General features: G+C 59.7%; 14 protein-coding genes and 1 tRNA gene. 11 read left to right on the forward strand and 4 right to left on the reverse strand.

The features are described 5' to 3' along the window. Positions 1–29 precede the first annotated feature (29 nt). The 3 genes from J3Q04_RS22980 to J3Q04_RS22990 all read left to right on the forward strand — a co-directional run bounded on the left by J3Q04_RS22980 (position 30) and on the right by J3Q04_RS22990 (position 4157). Positions 30–1301, forward strand: coding sequence for a YeaH/YhbH family protein (locus J3Q04_RS22980; RefSeq protein WP_420764879.1), 1272 nt, complete (start codon positions 30–32; stop codon positions 1299–1301). Next, a complete protein-coding gene (locus J3Q04_RS22985) occupies positions 1298–2863 on the forward strand; it encodes a SpoVR family protein (RefSeq protein WP_434561990.1) in 1566 nt (521 codons plus the stop codon). Before J3Q04_RS22980 ends, J3Q04_RS22985 begins: the two co-directional genes overlap by 4 nt. Positions 2864–2927: 64 nt before the next feature. Next, positions 2928–4157, forward strand: a complete 1230-nt coding sequence (locus J3Q04_RS22990) for a multifunctional CCA addition/repair protein (RefSeq protein WP_434561988.1) — start codon at positions 2928–2930, stop codon at positions 4155–4157. Positions 4158–4203: 46 nt separating this feature from the next. Here the strand turns inward: J3Q04_RS22990 and folK are convergent, their stop codons facing one another. Together folK and folB are read right to left on the reverse strand one after the other, a co-directional pair. Further along, complete coding sequence (folK, locus tag J3Q04_RS22995) at positions 4204–4722, reverse strand: 2-amino-4-hydroxy-6-hydroxymethyldihydropteridine diphosphokinase (protein WP_420764882.1); 519 nt, start codon at positions 4720–4722, stop codon at positions 4204–4206. Continuing rightward, positions 4713–5066, reverse strand: a complete 354-nt coding sequence (folB, locus tag J3Q04_RS23000; RefSeq protein ID WP_420764883.1) for a dihydroneopterin aldolase — start codon at positions 5064–5066, stop codon at positions 4713–4715. The genes folK and folB overlap by 10 nt, the downstream gene beginning before the upstream one ends. A 74-nt stretch (positions 5067–5140) precedes the next feature. On the opposite strand from folB, the gene plsY reads away from it, so the two are divergent. Beyond that, positions 5141–5710: a glycerol-3-phosphate 1-O-acyltransferase PlsY gene (gene plsY / locus J3Q04_RS23005; RefSeq protein WP_420764884.1), complete on the forward strand. Its 570-nt coding sequence runs from the start codon at positions 5141–5143 to the stop codon at positions 5708–5710. 8 nt (positions 5711–5718) lie between these two features. On the opposite strand, the gene tsaD is transcribed toward plsY, so the two are convergent. Further along, on the reverse strand, positions 5719–6744 hold the full coding sequence (gene tsaD / locus J3Q04_RS23010; protein WP_434609198.1) for a tRNA (adenosine(37)-N6)-threonylcarbamoyltransferase complex transferase subunit TsaD: 1026 nt from the start codon (positions 6742–6744) through the stop codon (positions 5719–5721). A 199-nt stretch (positions 6745–6943) separates the two neighbouring features. Here tsaD and rpsU point away from each other — a divergent pair, with 199 nt between their 5' ends. From rpsU to J3Q04_RS23035, 5 genes are all read left to right on the forward strand, one after another. Next, positions 6944–7159 carry a 30S ribosomal protein S21 gene (rpsU, locus tag J3Q04_RS23015; protein WP_002551877.1) on the forward strand — a complete coding sequence of 72 codons (216 nt, stop codon included), beginning with the start codon at positions 6944–6946 and terminating at the stop codon, positions 7157–7159. A gap of 479 nt (positions 7160–7638) precedes the next feature. After that, complete coding sequence (gene dnaG / locus J3Q04_RS23020) at positions 7639–9597, forward strand: DNA primase (protein ID WP_420764886.1); 1959 nt, start codon at positions 7639–7641, stop codon at positions 9595–9597. Positions 9598–9664: 67 nt separating this feature from the next. Continuing rightward, on the forward strand, positions 9665–11512 hold the full coding sequence (gene rpoD, locus J3Q04_RS23025) for an RNA polymerase sigma factor RpoD (RefSeq protein WP_420764887.1): 1848 nt from the start codon (positions 9665–9667) through the stop codon (positions 11510–11512). Between the two features lie 123 nt (positions 11513–11635). After that, the gene (locus J3Q04_RS23030) at positions 11636–15379 is read left to right on the forward strand and encodes a bifunctional diguanylate cyclase/phosphodiesterase (RefSeq protein WP_420764888.1); all 3744 of its coding nucleotides are present in this window, start codon (positions 11636–11638) and stop codon (positions 15377–15379) included. Positions 15380–15394: 15 nt separating this feature from the next. Then, positions 15395–15471, forward strand: a tRNA-Ile gene (locus J3Q04_RS23035). 99 nt (positions 15472–15570) lie between these two features. On the opposite strand, the gene J3Q04_RS23040 is transcribed toward J3Q04_RS23035, so the two are convergent. Next, positions 15571–16278 (reverse strand): CatB-related O-acetyltransferase, encoded by a 708-nt coding sequence (locus J3Q04_RS23040; protein ID WP_434609195.1) that lies wholly within the window; start codon positions 16276–16278, stop codon positions 15571–15573. A 240-nt stretch (positions 16279–16518) separates the two neighbouring features. Between J3Q04_RS23040 and J3Q04_RS23045 the strand changes: the two genes are divergently transcribed. Together J3Q04_RS23045 and J3Q04_RS23050 are read left to right on the forward strand one after the other, a co-directional pair. Continuing rightward, complete coding sequence (locus J3Q04_RS23045; protein ID WP_434609193.1) at positions 16519–18882, forward strand: hypothetical protein; 2364 nt, start codon at positions 16519–16521, stop codon at positions 18880–18882. Positions 18883–18917: 35 nt separating this feature from the next. Beyond that, positions 18918–19379 carry an Lrp/AsnC family transcriptional regulator gene (locus J3Q04_RS23050; protein ID WP_420764891.1) on the forward strand — a complete coding sequence of 154 codons (462 nt, stop codon included), beginning with the start codon at positions 18918–18920 and terminating at the stop codon, positions 19377–19379. The last annotated feature ends 244 nt before the right edge of the window (positions 19380–19623 follow it).

The following is a 19623-nucleotide window of genomic DNA, read 5'->3' on the forward strand; positions in this document are numbered from 1 at the left end:
CACCACTTGAAGCTGCCCGGAGGGCACCCATGAGCTATGTGATCGACCGACGCCTGAATGGCAAGAACAAGAGCACGGTAAATCGCCAGCGTTTCTTGCGGCGCTACCGCGACCACATCAAGAAGGCCGTCGAGGAGGCGGTCAGTCGTCGTTCCATTACGGATATGGAACATGGCGAGCAGATCAGCATCCCTGGCCGGGATATTGACGAGCCGGTGCTTCACCATGGCCGGGGCGGCAAGCAGACCGTCGTACACCCTGGAAACAAGGAATTCACCAGCGGCGAGCATATCCCTCGCCCACCCGGTGGAGGCGGCGGCAAGGGCCCGGGCAAGGCTGGCAATTCCGGCGAGGGCATGGATGAATTCGTCTTCCAGATCACCCAAGAAGAGTTCCTTGAATTCATGTTCGAGGACCTGGAACTGCCAAACCTGGTCAAACGCAACCTGACCGGCACCGATACTTTCAAGACCGTGCGCGCCGGTATCAGCAATGAGGGTAATCCGGCGCGGATCAATATCATCCGCACCCTGCGCTCAGCCCACGCACGTCGCATCGCGCTTTCGGGCAGCAGCCGGGCAAAACTGCGCGAGGCCAAGGAGGAGCTTGCCCGCCTCAAGCAGGAGGAGCCGGACAATTTCGGCGACATCCAGGCCTTGGAAGCGGAAATCGAGCGTCTTAGCGCGCGCATCCATCGCGTGCCGTTCCTCGATACCTTCGACCTCAAGTACAACCTTTTGGTGAAGCAACCGAATCCTAGCTCCAAAGCGGTCATGTTCTGCCTGATGGACGTGTCCGGCTCAATGACGCAGGCCACCAAAGACATCGCCAAGCGGTTCTTCATCCTGTTGTACCTGTTCCTCAAGAGGAATTACGACAAGATCGATGTGGTGTTCATCCGGCACCACACCAGCGCCAGGGAAGTCGACGAAGAAGAGTTTTTCTATTCAAGGGAAACCGGCGGCACCATTGTTTCCAGCGCCCTGAAGCTGATGCAGGAAATCATGGCCGAACGCTACCCCGCCAACGAATGGAACATCTATGCGGCCCAAGCGTCCGACGGTGACAACTGGAACGACGACTCGCCGATTTGTCGCGACATCCTGATCAACCAGATCATGCCGTTCGTCCAGTACTACACGTACGTCGAGATTACGCCGCGCGAACATCAAGCGCTGTGGTATGAATACGAACGCATTGCCGAAGCGTTTTCCGATACTTTTGCCCAGCAGCAACTGGTCTCGGCCGGGGATATCTACCCGGTCTTCCGTGAACTCTTCCAGCGCAGGTTAGTGACATGACCGCCAAAAAAGAGCAGAAACGCCAGCCTATTTCCACCGGCTCCGAATGGACGTTCGAGCTGATACAAGCGTACGACCGTGAGATCAGCCGTATCGCGGATCGCTATGCCCTGGACACCTATCCCAACCAGATCGAAGTGATCACCGCCGAGCAAATGATGGATGCCTATGCATCCGTCGGTATGCCGCTGGGTTATCACCATTGGTCGTATGGCAAGCATTTTCTCAGTACCGAGAAATCCTACAGCCGGGGCCAGATGGGCCTGGCCTATGAGATCGTGATCAACTCCGACCCATGCATCGCCTATCTGATGGAGGAGAACACCATCTGCATGCAGGCGCTGGTGGTGGCCCATGCCTGTTATGGCCATAACAGCTTTTTCAAGGGCAACTATCTGTTCCGCACATGGACCGATGCCAGCTCGATCATCGACTACCTGGTCTTCGCCAAGCAGTACATCATGCAGTGCGAAGAGCGCCATGGCATCGACGCGGTGGAGGACTTGCTGGACTCTTGCCATGCCCTGATGAACTACGGCGTGGACCGCTACAAGCGACCCTATCCGATCTCCGCCGAAGAGGAACGGCGACGCCAGAAGGATCGAGAGGAACATCTGCAGAAACAGATCAATGACCTATGGCGGACCATTCCCAAAGGCGCCGACAAGTACAACGAGAAGGACAACGCACGCTTTCCGGCCGAGCCCCAGGAAAACATTCTCTACTTCATCGAAAAACATGCGCCCCTGCTGGAGCCCTGGCAACGGGAAATCGTGCGTATCGTGCGCAAGATCGCCCAGTATTTCTATCCGCAGCGCCAGACCCAGGTCATGAACGAAGGGTGGGCGACGTTCTGGCACTACACCTTGATGAACGACCTGTACGACGAGGGCCTGGTCACGGACGGCTTCATGATGGAGTTCCTGACCTCCCATACCAGCGTGGTGTTTCAGCCCGGCTTCGACAGTCCGTATTACAGCGGCATCAATCCCTATGCTCTGGGTTTCGCCATGTATCGGGACATCCGGCGCATGTGCGAAAACCCTACGGAGGAAGATCGCCGCTGGTTCCCGGAAATCGCCGGCTCGGACTGGCTGTCGACGATCAAATTCGCGATGAGCAGCTTCAAGGATGAAAGTTTTATCCTGCAATACCTGTCGCCCAAGGTAATACGCGACCTCAAGCTGTTCAGCATCCTTGACGACGATCAAAAAGATGACCTGCTGGTGCCCGCCATCCATGACGAAGGTGGTTACCGCGTCATCCGGGAAACCCTGGCGGCGCAATACAATCTGGGCAACCGCGAGCCCAACGTGCAGATCTACAGCATCGACCGCCGCGGTGATCGCTCACTGACTCTGCGTCATCAGCAGCACAACCGCAAACCGCTAGGCGAATCAACGGATGAGGTACTCAAGCACCTGCATCGTCTATGGGGGTTCGACATCCATCTGGAAACCCTGCAGGGCGATCAAGTGATGAAAACCCATCATGTGCCGCCACGCACCGAACAAGCCGAAGGAGATTATGGGCGCCTGGATCTGGCCGTCATTCATCTTTGATCACGCTTTCGCCTCCGAACGTCCGACATAAAGGTTTATCCTGTCGGCCCAACGGAGGTTTTTTATGCAGATCTACAAAGTCGGCGGCGCTGTACGCGATCGCCTGCTAGGCATCCCCGTCACCGACGTTGACCGGGTCGTGGTGGGCGCCACTGCCGAGGAGATGCTCGCCAAGGGTTTTCGCCCCGTAGGGGCTGATTTTCCGGTATTTCTTGATCCAAAAACTGGCGAGGAATACGCCCTGGCCCGCACCGAGCGCAAGAACGGCCGAGGTTATGGTGGTTTCGTGTTCCATGCCAGCCCCGAGGTCACGCTCGAAGAAGACCTGGTCCGCAGAGACTTGACGATCAACGCGATGGCCGAGGACGACCACGGCAATCTCACCGATCCCTACCACGGGCAGCGCGATCTGGAAGCACGCTTGCTCCGTCACGTTTCCCCCGCATTCGCCGAAGATCCCCTTAGAGTCTTGCGCGTTGCACGTTTTGCGGCACGCTATGCCCCCCTGGGTTTCAAGGTGGCCGACGAGACGCTCGAGCTGATGCGCCAGCTCAGCGAATCCGGCGAACTGGAGGCATTGACGGCTGAACGCAGCTGGAAGGAAATTTCCAGAGCGCTGATGGAGAGCCAGCCCCAGGTATTTATCCAGGTACTGCGCGACTGCGACGCCCTAAAAATCCTCATGCCCGAAGTGGATGCGCTGTTTGGCGTTCCACAACCCGAAGTCCATCATCCGGAAATCGACACCGGCGCTCACACGCTGAGCGTGCTGGAACAGTCGGCACGGCACAAGCAACCGCTGACCGTGCGCTGGGCTTGCCTGCTGCATGACCTGGGCAAAGGCCTGACACCCGAGCATGAATGGCCGAGACACATCGCCCATGAGCACAAGGGGCTGAAGCTGATCAAAGCGGTCAACGAACGCTTCAAGGCGCCACGCGACTGTCAGGAATTGGCACTGCTGGTTGGCCAATATCACACGCATGGACACCGCGCGCTTGAATTAAAGGCGTCTACGCTGCTGGAACTGTTGCAAAGCTTTGATGTGTACCGCCGTCCCCAGCGCTTCGAGGAGTTCATCATGGCCTGCGAAATGGATGCACGGGGGCGCAAGGGGCTTGAGGAACGGAATTATCCACAGGCTGATTATCTGCGGGGAGCCGCGGCAGCGGCTCGCGCAGTGGCGGTGCAGCCGCTGTTGGAAAAGGGCTTCAAGGGACAGGAACTGGGTGAGGCAATCAAGCGTGAGCGCCTCAGGGCATTGAAGGCCTACAAGGAAGCAGCAGCGAATTAAAGGCGGTCGTGCCAGTTTCCGCGTGTTCGCCGGGGGTTCCGCCGCCTCAGAGCAGATCCGGTGGCGTAAGCTGCTGCCCTCGCCATTGGAAAGCCACCGGGGCCAATACCTGGTCGATCTGCGCCTCTTCCCACAACGTGGCAAAGCTTTTGCCCACGCCAGGGTGGATTCGATCCGGCGCGATCAAAGACAAAGGCCACAGGACAAAGGCATTCTTGAGAATTTCGGCACGCGGTAGGATCAAGCCGTCGAAGTTGCCTACCTGCTCGCCATACAACAACACGTCGATGTCCAGCGGCAGGCCCTTGCGGTCCGGTGCATAACGACCGTTGTCGGCCTCGATGAACTTGAGGCGACGGTCCAACTCAATCAGCGACAGGTCAGTGAAGGCCGACAAGACGAAATTGAAAAAAGGCCCACTCTTGATGCCCACCGGCTGGCTCTCGAACACGGCCGAACAGCGCATGTCCACCAGAAAACCGGCCAGTGCTTCAAGCCCCGCGCATAGATGGGTTTCGCGCTCGATATTGCTACCAAGCCCGAGGAAAACCTGTGTCAGCGACATCCGCGCTCGATCTCCACGCCCACACCGCTGGCAGCCGGTACGGCGCCAGGCTTGGTCACTTTCAGGCGCAGCCAGGTGATTTCGAACTCATCCATGAGCACCTGGGCCAGTCGTTCGGCAAAGGTCTCGACCAACTGGAACTGCGCCTGCTCGGCGAACGCCTGGATGCGTGACGATACGCTGGCGTAATCGAGCGCCAGGGTCAGGTCGTCGCCCGCAGCGGCCGGACGGTTGTCCCAGGCAAAACTCAGGTCAAGGCGCAGGCACTGTCGGATGCCTCGTTCCCAGTCGTAGGCACCGATTACCGTGTCGACTTCAAGGCCTTCGATAAAAACTCTGTCCAAGCACTCTTCTCCGCAGCACGACAAGGGCGCATTGCGCCGTTAGAATCAGGGCGTCCCCGCCCGGAATGGTTAGCATGTTTTGGTTACTGGCGATCCTCGCCTACCTGCTCGGCTCACTGTCCTTCGCCATTTTGCTCAGCCGCCTGACCGGTCGTCCGGATCCGCGAATGAGTGGCTCGGGTAATGCCGGCGCCACCAACATGCTACGCCTGGCCGGACGAAAACTCGCCATCCTGACCCTGCTCGGTGACCTCTGCAAAGGCCTCTTCCCGGTACTGATCGCCAGCCTTGCAGGACTGTCGTTACAGCAACAGGCCTGGATCGGCGTCTGTGCCGTCATCGGCCATCTGTTCCCATTGTACTTTCGCTTTCGTGGCGGCAAGGGCGTCGCCACTGCCGCTGGAATGCTGCTGGGCCTGTATCCGCCGGCCGCCCTGCTTGCCGTCTGCACCTGGCTACTGACTTTCTACCTGACCCGCACCAGCTCGCTAGCCGCGCTGATCGCCACACCGCTCACCCTGCCATTACTGGCTTGGCAGGAGCCGGCGGCCCTGCTGCCGATGACAGCGCTCGTCGCGCTGATCGTCTGGCGTCACCGGGGCAATCTACGCGACCTGTTCGCCGGGCGCGAACGGCATTTCTAAACATCGCTTCACAGCGGCGACAACTGCTCCATTGGCCAACGGGCCTGCACGCTGATCGCCAGGCTCTCCTGCTGGCCCGCTTGCAGGCGCTGGCAGCCGGCAAAGGCAATCATCGCGCCGTTATCCGTGCAGAACTGTGGTCGAGCGTAGTAAACGTCGCCCTTCATGTCGCCAAGCATTTTTTCCAGGGAAATCCGCAAGGCCTTGTTCGCGCTCACGCCGCCGGCGATGACCAGGCGCTTGAGCCCGGCCTGCTTCAACGCGCGCTTGCACTTGATGGTCAAAGTCTCTACCACGGCCTGCTGGAACGCCAGGGAGATGTCGCAACGGGCTTGCTCACTGTCGTCCCCGGCGCTGACACATTGCTGCCAGGTGTTCAGCGCGAAGGTTTTCAAGCCGCTGAAGCTGAAATCCAGACCCGGTCGATCGCACATCGGACGCGGAAAGACGAAACGTCCTTCAACACCCTGGGTTGCCAGCCGTGCGATTTCCGGCCCGCCCGGATAGTTGAGCCCCATCATCTTCGCGGTTTTGTCGAAAGCTTCCCCGGCGGCATCATCGAGCGATTCACCCATGAGCTCGTATTGACCGATCCCATCCACGCGGACCAGCTGGGTATGCCCACCCGACACCAACAAAGCGACGAACGGGAATTGCGGCGGCTGCGGCTCCAGCATCGGCGCCAGCAGATGGCCTTCCATGTGATGCACGCCCAGCGCCGGGATGCCCCAGGCAAAGGCCAGCGCCTGGGCGCAGGAAGCGCCGACCAGCAGCGCGCCCACCAGGCCCGGCCCGGCCGTATAGGCAATGGCATCGATCTCGGTCGGCACACAGTCGGCTTCGGCCAGGACCTGGCGGATCAAGGGCAGCATGCGCTTGACGTGGTCGCGGGACGCAAGCTCGGGCACCACGCCGCCGTAGGCGCGATGCAGGTCGATTTGACTGAACAAAGCGTCAGCCAGCAGGCCGCGCTCACTGTCGTAGAGGGCAACGCCGGTTTCGTCGCAGGATGTTTCTAATCCCAGTACTAGCATGGGTTTGCGCCTTGTAGAGGCTGAATTCGAAGGCGCGCATAATAGTCGCCGCGTTGTGCCCCGACCAGCGGTTTTCGATCAGAGGCTTTGCATTCCGAGCGATGAGGGGTTAACATCCGCAACCCTTAAAAACCGACGTCTTCAAGTGCTCTTTTGCCGCGAGGATGTTGACCCCGGTAATGAATGAAGGTAGCTCTGGATGCCAGCCGTCAAAGTAAAAGAGAACGAACCCTTCGACGTAGCTCTGCGTCGTTTCAAGCGCTCCTGCGAAAAAGCCGGTGTTCTGGCTGAAGTTCGTAGCCGCGAATTCTACGAGAAGCCGACTTCCGAGCGTAAGCGCAAAGCAGCAGCCGCTGTTAAGCGTCACGCCAAGAAAGTTCAGCGCGAACAGCGCCGCGCCGTACGTCTGTACTAATACACAGACGCCCGTCGCAAGCTTCTTGCCAAGCCCGGCCTTCAAGCCGGGCTTATGGCATTTGCGGAACAACGCTTGATGCTTCACCGTCAAAGTCGCAGACGCGACCTAGACAACCCGCTTCACCGCGTCAGACCTGGCTCTTTTGCCAGCGGTGCACGTCTCTTCTGACGAGCCTTCCAAGGCTACTGACGAGCACACCCTGATTCCTCTAACGACGATCAGCCCAAGGCACCTGCCTGCGTGCCCGCTTCATGAGCTATCCGTGGCCAGATCGGCCGTTACCGGATTCAGCGCAACACATTCATACAGTCGAGTACTGATAGTAATTAACGTCAGTGGACAATCGGCAGATACACTTCCGACAGCAATGAAGCAAACGATCCGGTCGAGCCACCTTTTTGCCGTGCCTCGAAACCTGGAATCGATCATGCCTGCTGGTTTCGGATCCTATTTCGCGCAGTGATGATGAGAACGCCATGGCCGGGCTAATTCCCCAGAGCTTTATTGACGACCTCCTGAACCGCACCGACATCGTCGACGTGGTCAGCTCTCGCCTGCAAATGAAGAAAGCAGGCAAGAACTACACCGCCTGCTGCCCGTTTCACAAAGAGAAAACCCCGTCCTTCAGCGTCAGCCCCGACAAGCAGTTCTATTACTGCTTTGGCTGCGGCGCGGGCGGCAATGCCCTCGGCTTCATCATGGACCACGACAACCTGGACTTCCCCCAGGCAGTCGAAGAACTGGCCAAAGCCGCAGGCATGGAAATTCCACGGGAAGAGAGCGGCCGGCAGCACAAGCCACGCCAACCCACCGATTCGCCGCTTTATCCGCTGCTGACGGCGGCAGCGGATTTTTATCGCCAGGCGCTTAAAAGCCACCCCGCGCGCAAGGCGGCGGTGGACTACCTCAAGGGTCGCGGATTGACTGGCGAGATTGCCCGGGATTTCGGCCTCGGCTTCGCCCCGCCCGGCTGGGACAATCTGTACAAACACCTGAGCAGCGACACGCTCCAGCAGCGCGCCATGATCGACGCAGGCCTGCTCATCGAGAACGCCGAGACAGGCAAGCGCTACGATCGCTTCCGTGACCGAGTGATGTTTCCGATCCGCGATACACGGGGGCGCATCATCGCCTTCGGCGGCCGGGTTCTGGGCGATGACAAGCCCAAGTACCTGAACTCTCCGGAAACCCCGGTTTTCCATAAAGGCCAAGAACTCTACGGTCTTTACGAGGCACGCAAGAACAACCGCAACCTCGACGAGATCATTGTCGTGGAAGGCTACATGGACGTTATCGCCCTGGCACAGCAAGGCTTGCGCAACGCCGTTGCGACCCTGGGAACGGCCACCAGCGAAGAACACATGAAGCGCCTGTTTCGCGTGGTGCCCAGCGTGCTGTTCTGCTTCGATGGCGACCAGGCGGGACGCAACGCCGCCTGGCGCGCATTGGAAGCGACATTGCCATGCCTGCAGGACGGGCGACGTGCACGTTTCCTGTTCCTGCCCGAAGGCGAGGACCCGGATACCCTGGTGCGCTCCGAAGGCACCGACGCATTTCGTGCGCGGATCAACCAGCACGCCCAACCGCTGGCCGATTATTTTTTCCAGCAACTGACCGAAGAAGCCGATCCACGCTCCCTTGAAGGCAAGGCCCACATGGCCACCCTCGCGGCACCGCTGATCGACAAGGTGCCCGGTGCCAACCTGCGCACACTCATGCGCCAACGGCTCAGCGAAATCACCGGCCTGAACAACGAAGCGATGAATCAACTGGTGCACAGCGCTCCGCAGGAAGCACCGCCAGCGTATGACCCAGGCATCGATTACGACGCGATGCCGGATTTCGCCGACTATCATCAACCTCAGCAGGATTACGCGCCTCAGCAGGAATGGACGTCGAAAAAAACCGCCGGTGGCGGCAAGAAATGGGACAAGAAGCCCTGGGACAAGAACGGCAAGCGGGGCGATCGCGACCAGCCACGTGTCCCGCGCGTGCCGGCCGCCGTCGAACCACCAACACTGGCCGCCCTGCGCACCTTGCTGCATCACCCGCAACTGGCTGAGAAGGTCGAGGACGCAGGACATTTTGCCGCCGAGGACCACAGCAATACACAATTGCTGGTCGCACTCCTTGAAGCCGTGCAGAAGAACCCCAAGCTAAACTCATTCCAGTTGATCGCTCGGTGGCATGGCACCGAGCAGGGGCGCCTCTTGAAGGCGCTGGCCGAGAAGGAATGGCTGATAGAGGGAGACAACCTTGAACAACAGTTTTTCGACACCATTACTAGCTTGTCCGCCCGCCAACGCGAGCGAAACCTGGAACAACTTCTGCGCAAAGCTCGCCAGAGCGAGTTGACCAGCGAAGAGAAAAACCAATTGCGGGATCTACTCAGCCGCAATGTTTGCGCATCAAACCCGACCTCAACTGGCGCGTGAGGTCACAGCTCAGGTATAATCCTCGGCTTGTTTTTTGCCCGCCAAGACCTTCAGTGGATAGGGTGTTATGTCCGGAAAAGCGCAACAGCAGTCTCGTATCAAAGAGTTGATCCTATTGGGTCGTGAGCAGGGCTACCTGACTTACGCGGAGGTCAACGACCACCTGCCGGAGGATATTTCAGATCCGGAACAGGTGGAAGACATCATCCGCATGATCAATGACATGGGGATCAACGTATTCGAGGTTGCTCCAGATAAGGATGCCCTTATGCTGGCCGACGCCGATACCGACGAGGCGGCCGCTGAAGAAGCGGCCGCAGCGTTGGCGGCGGTCGAGACCGACATTGGTCGCACCACCGACCCCGTGCGCATGTATATGCGTGAAATGGGTACGGTAGAGCTCCTCACGCGTGAAGGCGAAATCGAAATCGCCAAGCGTATTGAAGAAGGCATCCGTGAAGTGATGGGCGCGATCGCGCACTTCCCTGGCACGGTCGACCATATTCTCTCCGAGTACACCCGCGTTACCACCGAAGGTGGCCGCCTATCCGACGTCCTGAGCGGCTACATCGACCCGGACGACGGCATCGCGCCGCCTGCCGCTGAAGTGCCGCCGCCGATCGACGCGAAAGCCGCCAAGGCTGACGACGATACCGATGACGAAGACGCCGAAGCGAGCGACGACGAAGAAGAGGCCGAAAGCGGTCCCGATCCGGTCATCGCTGCCCAGCGCTTCGGTGCCGTGGCCGACCAGATGGAGATCACCCGCAAGGCCCTGAAAAAGCATGGTCGCAACAACAAGCAGGCAATCGCCGAGCTGTTGGCGCTGGCCGAGCTGTTCATGCCGATCAAGCTTGTACCCAAGCAGTTCGAAGGCTTGGTAGAGCGTGTTCGCAGTGCCTTGGATCGCCTGCGTCAGCAAGAGCGCGCGATCATGCAATTGTGCGTTCGTGATGCGCGCATGCCCCGTGCAGACTTCCTGCGCCAGTTCCCTGGTCACGAAGTCGACGAAAGCTGGACCGATGCACTGGCCAAGGGCAAGAGCAAATACGCCGAAGCCATTGCCCGCCTGCAACCGGACATCATTCGTTGCCAGCAGAAGCTAAGCGCGCTGGAGACCGAGACCGGCCTGAGCATCGCTGAAATCAAGGACATCAACCGTCGCATGTCGATCGGCGAAGCCAAGGCCCGCCGCGCGAAGAAAGAGATGGTCGAAGCGAACTTGCGTCTGGTGATCTCCATCGCCAAGAAGTACACCAACCGTGGCCTGCAATTCCTCGACCTGATCCAGGAAGGCAACATCGGCCTGATGAAAGCGGTGGACAAGTTCGAATACCGTCGCGGCTACAAGTTCTCGACTTATGCTACCTGGTGGATCCGTCAGGCGATCACTCGCTCGATCGCCGACCAGGCCCGCACCATCCGTATTCCGGTGCACATGATCGAGACGATCAACAAGCTCAACCGTATTTCCCGGCAGATGTTGCAGGAGATGGGTCGCGAACCGACCCCGGAAGAGCTGGGCGAACGCATGGAAATGCCTGAGGACAAGATCCGCAAGGTACTGAAGATCGCCAAAGAGCCGATCTCCATGGAAACCCCGATCGGCGATGATGAAGACTCCCATCTGGGTGACTTCATCGAAGACTCCACCATGCAGTCGCCGATCGATGTCGCCACCGTTGAGAGCCTCAAGGAAGCGACTCGCGAAGTACTTTCCGGCCTCACGGCCCGTGAAGCCAAGGTTCTGCGCATGCGTTTCGGCATCGACATGAATACCGACCACACCCTCGAGGAAGTCGGTAAGCAGTTCGATGTGACCCGTGAGCGGATTCGTCAGATCGAAGCCAAGGCGTTGCGCAAACTGCGCCACCCGACGCGAAGCGAGCATCTACGCTCTTTCCTCGACGAGTGACCTTCAAAACCCCCGGCCCTGCCGGGGGTTTTGCTATGCGCAGATAAAACGCTTTCGTTGCCACCCCCGCCCTTTTGCCCGTCTACACTCGAAACATCCTCCCCAAGCCAAGACGAGACCGTGATGCCCAGACTGACGGCCGTGCTTTTGCTGTCACTGATGACCTGGACCGCGACGGCCGGCGCGTTGACGCTCACCGACGAAGAGCGCCGCTGGCTCAAGGACCACCCCGACCTGCGCCTGGGTGTCGATGCCTCATGGCCGCCGTTCGAATTCCGCGACGATCAGGGGCGCTACCAAGGCCTGGCTGCCGATTACGTCGATATCATTCGCCAGCGATTGGCGATTACATTGACGCCCATCGAGCCAGTGAGCTGGACCGTGGTGCTGGAGCAGGTCGCACAGGGCAAAATCGATCTTTTGCCGGGCATCATGTCCACCCCCGAACGCCAGAATTATCTGGCTTTTACCCGTCCCTACCTGGATTTCCCGATTGTCATCCTCGCCCATCACGGGGGCGCCCAACCGCGCAGGCTGGAGGACTTGTACGGCTTGAAGATCGCCGTGGTGGAAAACTATGCCCCCCACGAGTTGTTGCGCAATCACCATCCCGACCTGAATCTGGTTGCCCTGCCCAACGTCAGCTCGGCCTTGCAGGCGCTGGCGACGGATCAGGTGGATGCCGTGGTGGGTGACCTTGCTTCCAGCGTCTGGAGCCTGCGCCAGCTCAAGCTCGATGGGCTCTACGTAAGTGGGGAAACGCCCTACCGGTATCAATTGGCGATGGCCGTCCCCCAGGAAAACAAGATTCTCGTGGGCATTCTGGACAAAGTGATGGCAGATATGACGTCGGCCGAAATCAGCGAGATCCAGGAAAAGTGGATCGGCAATGTGCGCGATTATCGTCAACTCTGGTCAGATCTGCTGCTTTACGGCCTGCCAGGAATGCTTCTGCTGGGCGGCATCCTGGCCGTGGTGATTCGCATCAATCGTCGCCTCAGCTCGGAAATAGCCCGGCGAGTCGATCTTGAACAGGAACTGCGCAGCAGCGAATACCATTATCGGGGATTGGTCGAGAGCCTTTCGGCCATCGCATGGGAAGCGAGGGTCAGCGATTTCACCTACAGCTACGTGTCGCCCCACGCCGAAGAGCTGCTCGGCTACCCTCTCGCCCATTGGCTCATTCCTGGCTTCTGGCGCAACATCATCCACCCGGCAGACCTCATACGCGCCCAGACTTATTGCGACCACGAAGTGCTTGCCGGCCGCGATCACTGCGTCGATTACCGGGTTATCACTGCTGATGGTCGCTGCCTCTGGGTCAGGGATATCGTCAGCCTCATCCAGCACGGCCACGAGCCGCTGATGCGTGGCTTGATGATCGACATCAGTGAAGCCAAGCACACCGAGGAAGCGTTACGTCTTTCCGAACAAAAATTCGCCTCGGTGTTTCGCCAGTGCCCCGACATCCTGGTGATTGCGCGCCTGCAGGACGGCTGCCTGCTGGAAGTGAACAAAGCTTTCGAGGAACAGATCGGCATCAGTGCCGACCAGGTGATTGGCAAAAACACTACGGACCTGGACATCTGGGGCATTCAAGGCGTCGGGCCAAGCCTGTTGCAGCGTTTGCAGGCCGGCAGCATCCGCAACCTCGAAATGCCCTTTCGACGCAGCAACGGCCAGGTGTTTACCGGCCTGATCTCGGCCGAACCCTTCGATCTCGACACCACCCCCGCCCTGGTGGTGGTCGTGCGCGACATCAGCCAACTCAAGGAAACCCAACAACAACTGCAGACCTCCGAAGAAAAGTTCGCCAAGGCTTTTCATGCCTCGCCCGACGGCCTGTTGCTGTCCCGGCAAAGCGACGGCCTGCTGATAGAAGTCAACGAGGGTTTCAGTCGCATCACCGGTTTCAACAGCGCCCTGTCGGTGGATCGCTCCACGCTGGACCTCGGCATCTGGGTCAACCTCAACGAACGCAAACAGATGCTCGACCTGCTGCAACGGGACGGTTTCGTCAAGGATTTCAGCTGCCATATCCGCCGCAACGACGGGCAGATCCGGCTCTGCGAGGTGTCCAGCCGTCCCCTGCCCATCGGCAATGAAGACTGCATGCTGACCATCGCCCGGGACATCACTGAGCGCCACTTCATGCAGGAAAAACTGCAACAGGCAGCCACCGTGTTCGAAAGCACCGCCGAGGGCGTCCTGATCACCGACACGCAACAGCACATCAACGCCGTCAACCGCGCTTTCACCGAAATCACCGGCTATAGCGAAAGCGAAGCATTGGGCCACACCCCCCGCTTACTGGCCTCCGGCCTACATGACAGTGCCTTCTATGCGGCAATGTGGCATCAGCTGACGGCGGAGGGTCATTGGCAAGGAGAGATTTCCAACCGACGTAAAAACGGGGAACTGTACCCCAGCTGGCTAACCATCAGCGCCGTGCGCAACCGGGGCCATCAAATCACTCACTTCGTTGCGGTTTTTGCCGATATTTCAAGCCTCAAGCACGCCCAGGCCCGACTCGATTACCAGGCACACCACGACCCGCTCACCGGCCTTCCGAATCGCACCTTGTTCGAAAGCCGCTTGCTGACCGCCCTGAACAGCCAGCAGGAAAACGGGGGACAAGGCGCAGTGTTGTTCCTTGATCTGGACCGTTTCAAACATATCAACGACAGCCTCGGGCACCCGGTCGGTGACCTGCTGCTAAAGGGCATCGCCGTACGGCTGCGCGAGCAGCTACGGGACATCGACACAGTGGCGCGCCTGGGAGGCGACGAGTTCATCATCCTGCTGCCTGGCCTGCAACAGCCCAGCGACGCCGAGCACATCGCCCAAAAACTCCTGAACTGTTTTGGCGCGCCTTTCCAGGCAGGTGAACACGAGTTTTTCATCAGCGCCAGCATTGGTACCAGCCTGTATCCTCAGGATGGCTGCGACGTGGCCACGCTGGTCAAGAATGCCGACGCGGCGATGTACCGATCCAAAGCCAAGGGGCGCAACCGGGTAGAAAGCTACACCCGCGACCTCACGGCCCAAGCCAGCGAGCGCGTGGCGCTGGAACACGAACTGCGACGGGCGATCGAGCGCAACGAGTTGTCGTTGTCTTTCCAGCCAAAAATCAGCCTGGTCGACAACAGCCTGGTGGGCGCCGAGGCACTGATTCGCTGGACCCATCCGACGTTCGGCGACGTGCCCCCGGAACACTTCATTCCTCTGGCCGAAGAAAACGGGATGATCCTGCAGATCGGCGACTGGGTGCTAGAGACCGCCTGCCGACAGCTATGCGAATGGAATTGCACTCACGAAAGCCTCGGCCCGCTGTCAGTGAACCTGGCTGGCGTCCAACTGCGCCAACCCAACCTGCTGGGTCGTATCGAACAACTCTTGCGGGAAAACCATCTCGAACCGGGCTTATTGCAACTGGAGATTACCGAAAACTTCATCATGAGCCAGGCCGAAGAAGCCCTGGCAGTGTTGCACCAGTTGAAAAAACTCGGTGTGCAACTGGCCATCGACGACTTCGGCACCGGCTATTCCTCACTCAGCTACCTCAAGCGCCTGCCGCTGGATATCCTCAAGATCGACCAATCCTTCGTCCGCGGCCTGCCCGATGACCCCCACGACGCGGCCATCGTACGGGCAATTATCGCCCTGGGTCGCAGCATGCAATTCACCATCATCGCCGAAGGCGTCGAAACCCTGGCCCAACAACAATTCCTCGCCGAGGAGGGCTGCGAACAGATCCAGGGCTACATTGTCAGCCTGCCCCTGTGCGCCGAAGAGTTCGCCGCAACGTTTCTGCGTGTAACCGTATCGGATTTTTCGGATAGCACAGCCGAGAAACCGTCGCTATAATCCGCGGCCTACTGAGGGCCCATAGCTCAGTTGGTTAGAGCAGAGGACTCATAATCCTTTGGTCCACGGTTCGAGTCCGTGTGGGCCCACCAAACTGAAAGCCGCGCATTGCGCGGCTTTTGCTTTTCCAGACGGTCATCATCTTGACTTGTCGGGGCCAGAAAAAAGCGTACAACCATCAATCGCAAGCACTACGTCACGGTCATCATTTCCCCCGCGCGACAACCCTTACGTGTCACGCTGATTTTTCGGTACTGAGCAGCCACCGGAGCTTTGCGCTCCAGCAGCTCCAGGCAGGTTTCAGGTTCGTCGAGGGGCAGCGTCTTCAATTCCTCCACCTCGATTTCCCACCACCGACTCGCCAACAGGCGCTCGATAACATCAGGAGCGTGCCTGAACCGCACTACCTTGGCCGGGACGCCCGCTACGATTGCGTAGGCCGGCACATCCCCAGCCACGACTGCCCGGGTTGCAATCACCGCGCCCGTGCCGACGTTGACGCCCTCCATGACCATGGCATGGCTGCCCACCCAGACGTCGTGGCCAATCGTGGCCATTTGGGTCCTGGCACGGTAACTCAGCGGGGAAGCCGTGTATTGGAAAGGATGAGAGCTGAGCCAATCGGTGGGATGCGTGTGCTTTTCCTGGCCTATCACCACGCCAGTGCCCATTGAGCAAAAGCGACCGATCGATGCCACCAGGGATAGATGGCTGCCACTGCGGATATAAGTGTGGGCGCCGATCGCGAGACGCGGCGAGTCAATGTCGACGTGCCCAAGGGCAACGCCCTCTTCCAGGGTCAGCTCTGTCCTCCTGCTCAGCGATTGGAGGCCGCCAGCAAGCTTGCACCGGTGTCTCTTGACCCAACGCTTCCAGTAAAAATCTTTTAACGATCCCATCTTGTTTCCCAAGACTGCAAAGCAGTTCATAGCGGAACGCAATTGCAGCAGAGATACCGGGCCGTGTATGTCAGGCCATTCCGAAAATCCTCATGAAGCCGGTTAGCCTCGACCCGTCGTTTTTTTCAGTGCGGCTCACTTACAATTGCAAACCCCGGCCTTCGAGAGACCTCCATCATCGCCACTCCCAGCCTGTCCCGCCTGTTCCTCGAACTCTTCTGGCAACTCGGCATCCTCGTGGTGCCAGCCTTTTTCGTTACCGTTCTGCCCCCGCCGCTGGCCTTGCTGGCAGTGATTTTCCTAGGGTCGCTGATGGGCCTCGCCGCGCGCCTGGGCGCTCTGACGATGGGCCGAGGCATCGCGAGGCTGACGGTGGGTGCCGTATTTGGCCTGGGCTTCAGCCTGGGCCGGGCGCTGCCGGAGTGGTGGGGCATTCTCGTGGCGATCATCGCCATCATTGTCGGGCTCGCCTGGGTCAGCAAATGGGAGCGGCGCCTTGGGTTGGCACCGGTTTCCACCAAGGGGCCAAGCGCCTGGGGCGGTAACGAGCCGCTTCTGACCCCGGAAGGCGAGCCAATCCGGGTGTTCAACCACAGTGAAATCGCCATGGGCGGTCCTGTGTATTGCGATTACTTGTTTCCAGACGGCGTACTTTTGCAAGGGATCGGTTCTTCGGCGGTATTTTCCAGCGACTGGCGCTATTTTGCCGCGCCGGTGCCGTCACGGCAGAACTGGGGACTGGTCATTCTCGACCGCCAGCAGCGCACCTTATACCGCTGCGCCGAAAGCGAATTCTGGGAGCTGGACGCTTTTGATTCTGATCAACTGAGCGGCCGCTACAGCCCATTGGTCGATAACGGCGTCCGTCAGGTTCGCCTGGAAAAGCTGCTACAAACCGCAGAGGCAGTCGACCTGATTCCCGTCGCGGATCTTTGGCTGGAGCCTGGCTGGCACCCGGACAATCTCCAGCCTACCTTCGAACGTCCGTCCGCTGATGGTCGACAATGCCTGGCTGGCAACATCATCTTGCCGGCTACGCTGCGCGATTTGGACCGACCCCTGGAGCCACTGTATTCGCCGCGCTATGCCGTCAGCATCAATGGGCAGCCGTCCGGGCTCTTGATGACCGCCGATGCGCCATTGGTGTGGAGCACCGATCACCGCGCCCTGGTGTGCCTGGCCGGGGAACAGGCCAACGAGGCGCAAGGCGAACGGTATTGGTCGTGGCAAGTGGACAAAGGCTGGCGCGACCTGCCCTTGCCTTGGATCAAGAGCACCACCGAACCGTCTTTTTATTGGCATGACTTGCTGAAGCTCGATGCAGGCCAGGTGCATATCGACGCTTACCTCGACTATCCACGACCGGGTTCCGGCCAGTATGGCTACCGCTTGGACAGTATCCACAGCGATACCGAGACGCAGACGGGCCACGACATCCAGGGTCGGGTGCAGGTGGGCGAGTTCAAGCTGACGCGCACGGCCATCGTCATGCCGTTGGACAGCCCGGGCCGCCGGGGCGATTCGCACATCGAGACCCAAGCGCTGCTGGGCGGCACAAGCGCGCGCCTGGGCTGGCAGGGTGACAATCGCGAAGGGCTTGGTGGCTATCGCTGCCAGACCGGTGACTGGCTCCTGCCGGAACGCTGGCTGCTGGATCATCGCGCCTCGGACTGTGGTCGGTACCTGGCGCTGCTGCCTTTTGGAGGGGCAACGACCGTTGCCACCCATGCAGTGGTGGCCGACGTGCAAGAGCGGCGCCTGCTGAAAGGGCCCGCCATGTGGGTAGAACGGATCCTCGACTTTCGCGATGGTCGGTTGAGTCTGGCGGTGGTCGTAGGTCGTCTCGACAATGATCTGCAGAGCAGCCCGCTCCGGCGCTTCAATGTCGCGGCGCCAGAGGTCGGCAGCGACGCGTCTTTCTGTCGCCCCAACGAGCAATCCCGGCTGTTCTATAACACGGTGCAGTTGCAGCCCACAGACTCGCAACTGAGCGTCATCCCCCCATGGCGCTTGGTGGATCGGCCGCAAGCGGCGACTGCCGATGGCGATTTCATCCAGCCCGCGCCGACTCATCGGGACGCTGCCTGGCTGTTCGGCAGCGAGACCGAATATGCCGACAGCTGGGTGCGCGCCGGTACGCCGCGGCTTGGCGGTTATCTGCTGACGGCTTCAGGCTGCGCCTTGGTCGATCTGGCCCCTTCGATGATCTGGTCCTCGGATGGCCGCTACCTGGCCCTGACCCGCATGGCAACTGACGTGGCGCAGCTGTGCGAAAGTTATCGGGGCTGGCAAATGATGCTTCTCGATGTCCAGGCGCACACGCTGCGGATTCATCCGCGATGGCTGGGCAATCGGCCCGAGTTCGAAGGCTTCGATGAAGAAAAGCTGCGGGTCCGGTGTTTCGAACGCGACTGGGAAACCGAAGACGATGAGGATCGAGGCGCGGCGCAGTCGTTTACGCTCGACGATTTGCTGCTGCTGCCCGCGGAACAACTGATCGGCGAGGACGGCCTCTGGCTCAGGCCTTCGCAAGCGCACCTCGCCCCAGCCTGGCGAGCGCTGGCCTTGCCTGCCATCAGCTACTTCGAACGCCGGAGCCTGTAACATGCCCGCCAATGATGCCTGCGCTGGAGCTGACCTTGACTGATACCCGCCCTCCCGTCCTCGACGAAATTGATCGCCAGCTGATCGCGGCGCTGCAAATCAACGCCCGGGAAAGCGTCGCCGTGCTTGCCCGGCAGTTGGGCATCGCCCGCACGACCGTGACCTCGCGCCTGGCTCGACTGGAAAAATCCAAGATCATCACCGGATACGGCGTGCGTCTGGGGCAGCGAGTGATCGATGGCGGTTTGCAGGCTTACGTCGGCATAAAGGTCCAGCCACGCTCGGGGAAAGACGTATTGCGGCGCTTGAGTGCGATGGCCCAGGTCCAGCAGTTGTGCGCGGTGAGCGGCGAGTTCGATTACGTGGCCTGGCTGCGCACCGACTCGCCGGAACAGCTGGATCAACTGCTGGACCAGATCGGCAGCGTGGACGGGGTGGAGAAAACTACCACTTCGATCATTCTCAGCAGCAAGATCGACCGGGGGCAGCCCGTCTAGAACCTGCCCAAAATCCTGTGGGAGCGAGCCTGCTCGCGATGGCGGCGGATCAGTCAACATTTGCACGGGCTGACGGCCCGCTATCGCGAGCAGGCTCGCTCCTACAAGAGCTGGTTTCGTCATTAAGCCTATCTAGGCAGTGAAAATGACGGCGATACGTACAAAACGACGACACATTGCGTCTTATTAACGTGTTTCATGCTCTCTAGAATGGCTGGCATCTTTCCTATACTCAGACGCGAAC

Origin of the sequence: Pseudomonas sp. D4-21 (assembly GCF_051132125.1) — a bacterium.
GTDB lineage: Bacteria > Pseudomonadota > Gammaproteobacteria > Pseudomonadales > Pseudomonadaceae > Aquipseudomonas.

Excerpts from the sequence above, each read along its gene's own strand:
- J3Q04_RS23030 (WP_420764888.1), top strand. The coding sequence starts at position 11,636 with ATGCCCAGACTGACGGCCGTGCTTTTGCTGTCACTGATGACCTGGACC.
- J3Q04_RS23040 (WP_434609195.1), bottom strand. The coding sequence starts at position 16,278 with ATGGGATCGTTAAAAGATTTTTACTGGAAGCGTTGGGTCAAGAGACAC.
- plsY (WP_420764884.1), top strand. The coding sequence starts at position 5,141 with ATGTTTTGGTTACTGGCGATCCTCGCCTACCTGCTCGGCTCACTGTCC.
- rpsU (WP_002551877.1), top strand. The coding sequence starts at position 6,944 with ATGCCAGCCGTCAAAGTAAAAGAGAACGAACCCTTCGACGTAGCTCTG.
- J3Q04_RS22985 (WP_434561990.1), top strand. The coding sequence starts at position 1,298 with ATGACCGCCAAAAAAGAGCAGAAACGCCAGCCTATTTCCACCGGCTCC.
- rpoD (WP_420764887.1), top strand. The coding sequence starts at position 9,665 with ATGTCCGGAAAAGCGCAACAGCAGTCTCGTATCAAAGAGTTGATCCTA.
- J3Q04_RS22980 (WP_420764879.1), top strand. The coding sequence starts at position 30 with ATGAGCTATGTGATCGACCGACGCCTGAATGGCAAGAACAAGAGCACG.
- J3Q04_RS22990 (WP_434561988.1), top strand. The coding sequence starts at position 2,928 with ATGCAGATCTACAAAGTCGGCGGCGCTGTACGCGATCGCCTGCTAGGC.
- folK (WP_420764882.1), bottom strand. The coding sequence starts at position 4,722 with ATGTCGCTGACACAGGTTTTCCTCGGGCTTGGTAGCAATATCGAGCGC.
- dnaG (WP_420764886.1), top strand. The coding sequence starts at position 7,639 with ATGGCCGGGCTAATTCCCCAGAGCTTTATTGACGACCTCCTGAACCGC.
- tsaD (WP_434609198.1), bottom strand. The coding sequence starts at position 6,744 with ATGCTAGTACTGGGATTAGAAACATCCTGCGACGAAACCGGCGTTGCC.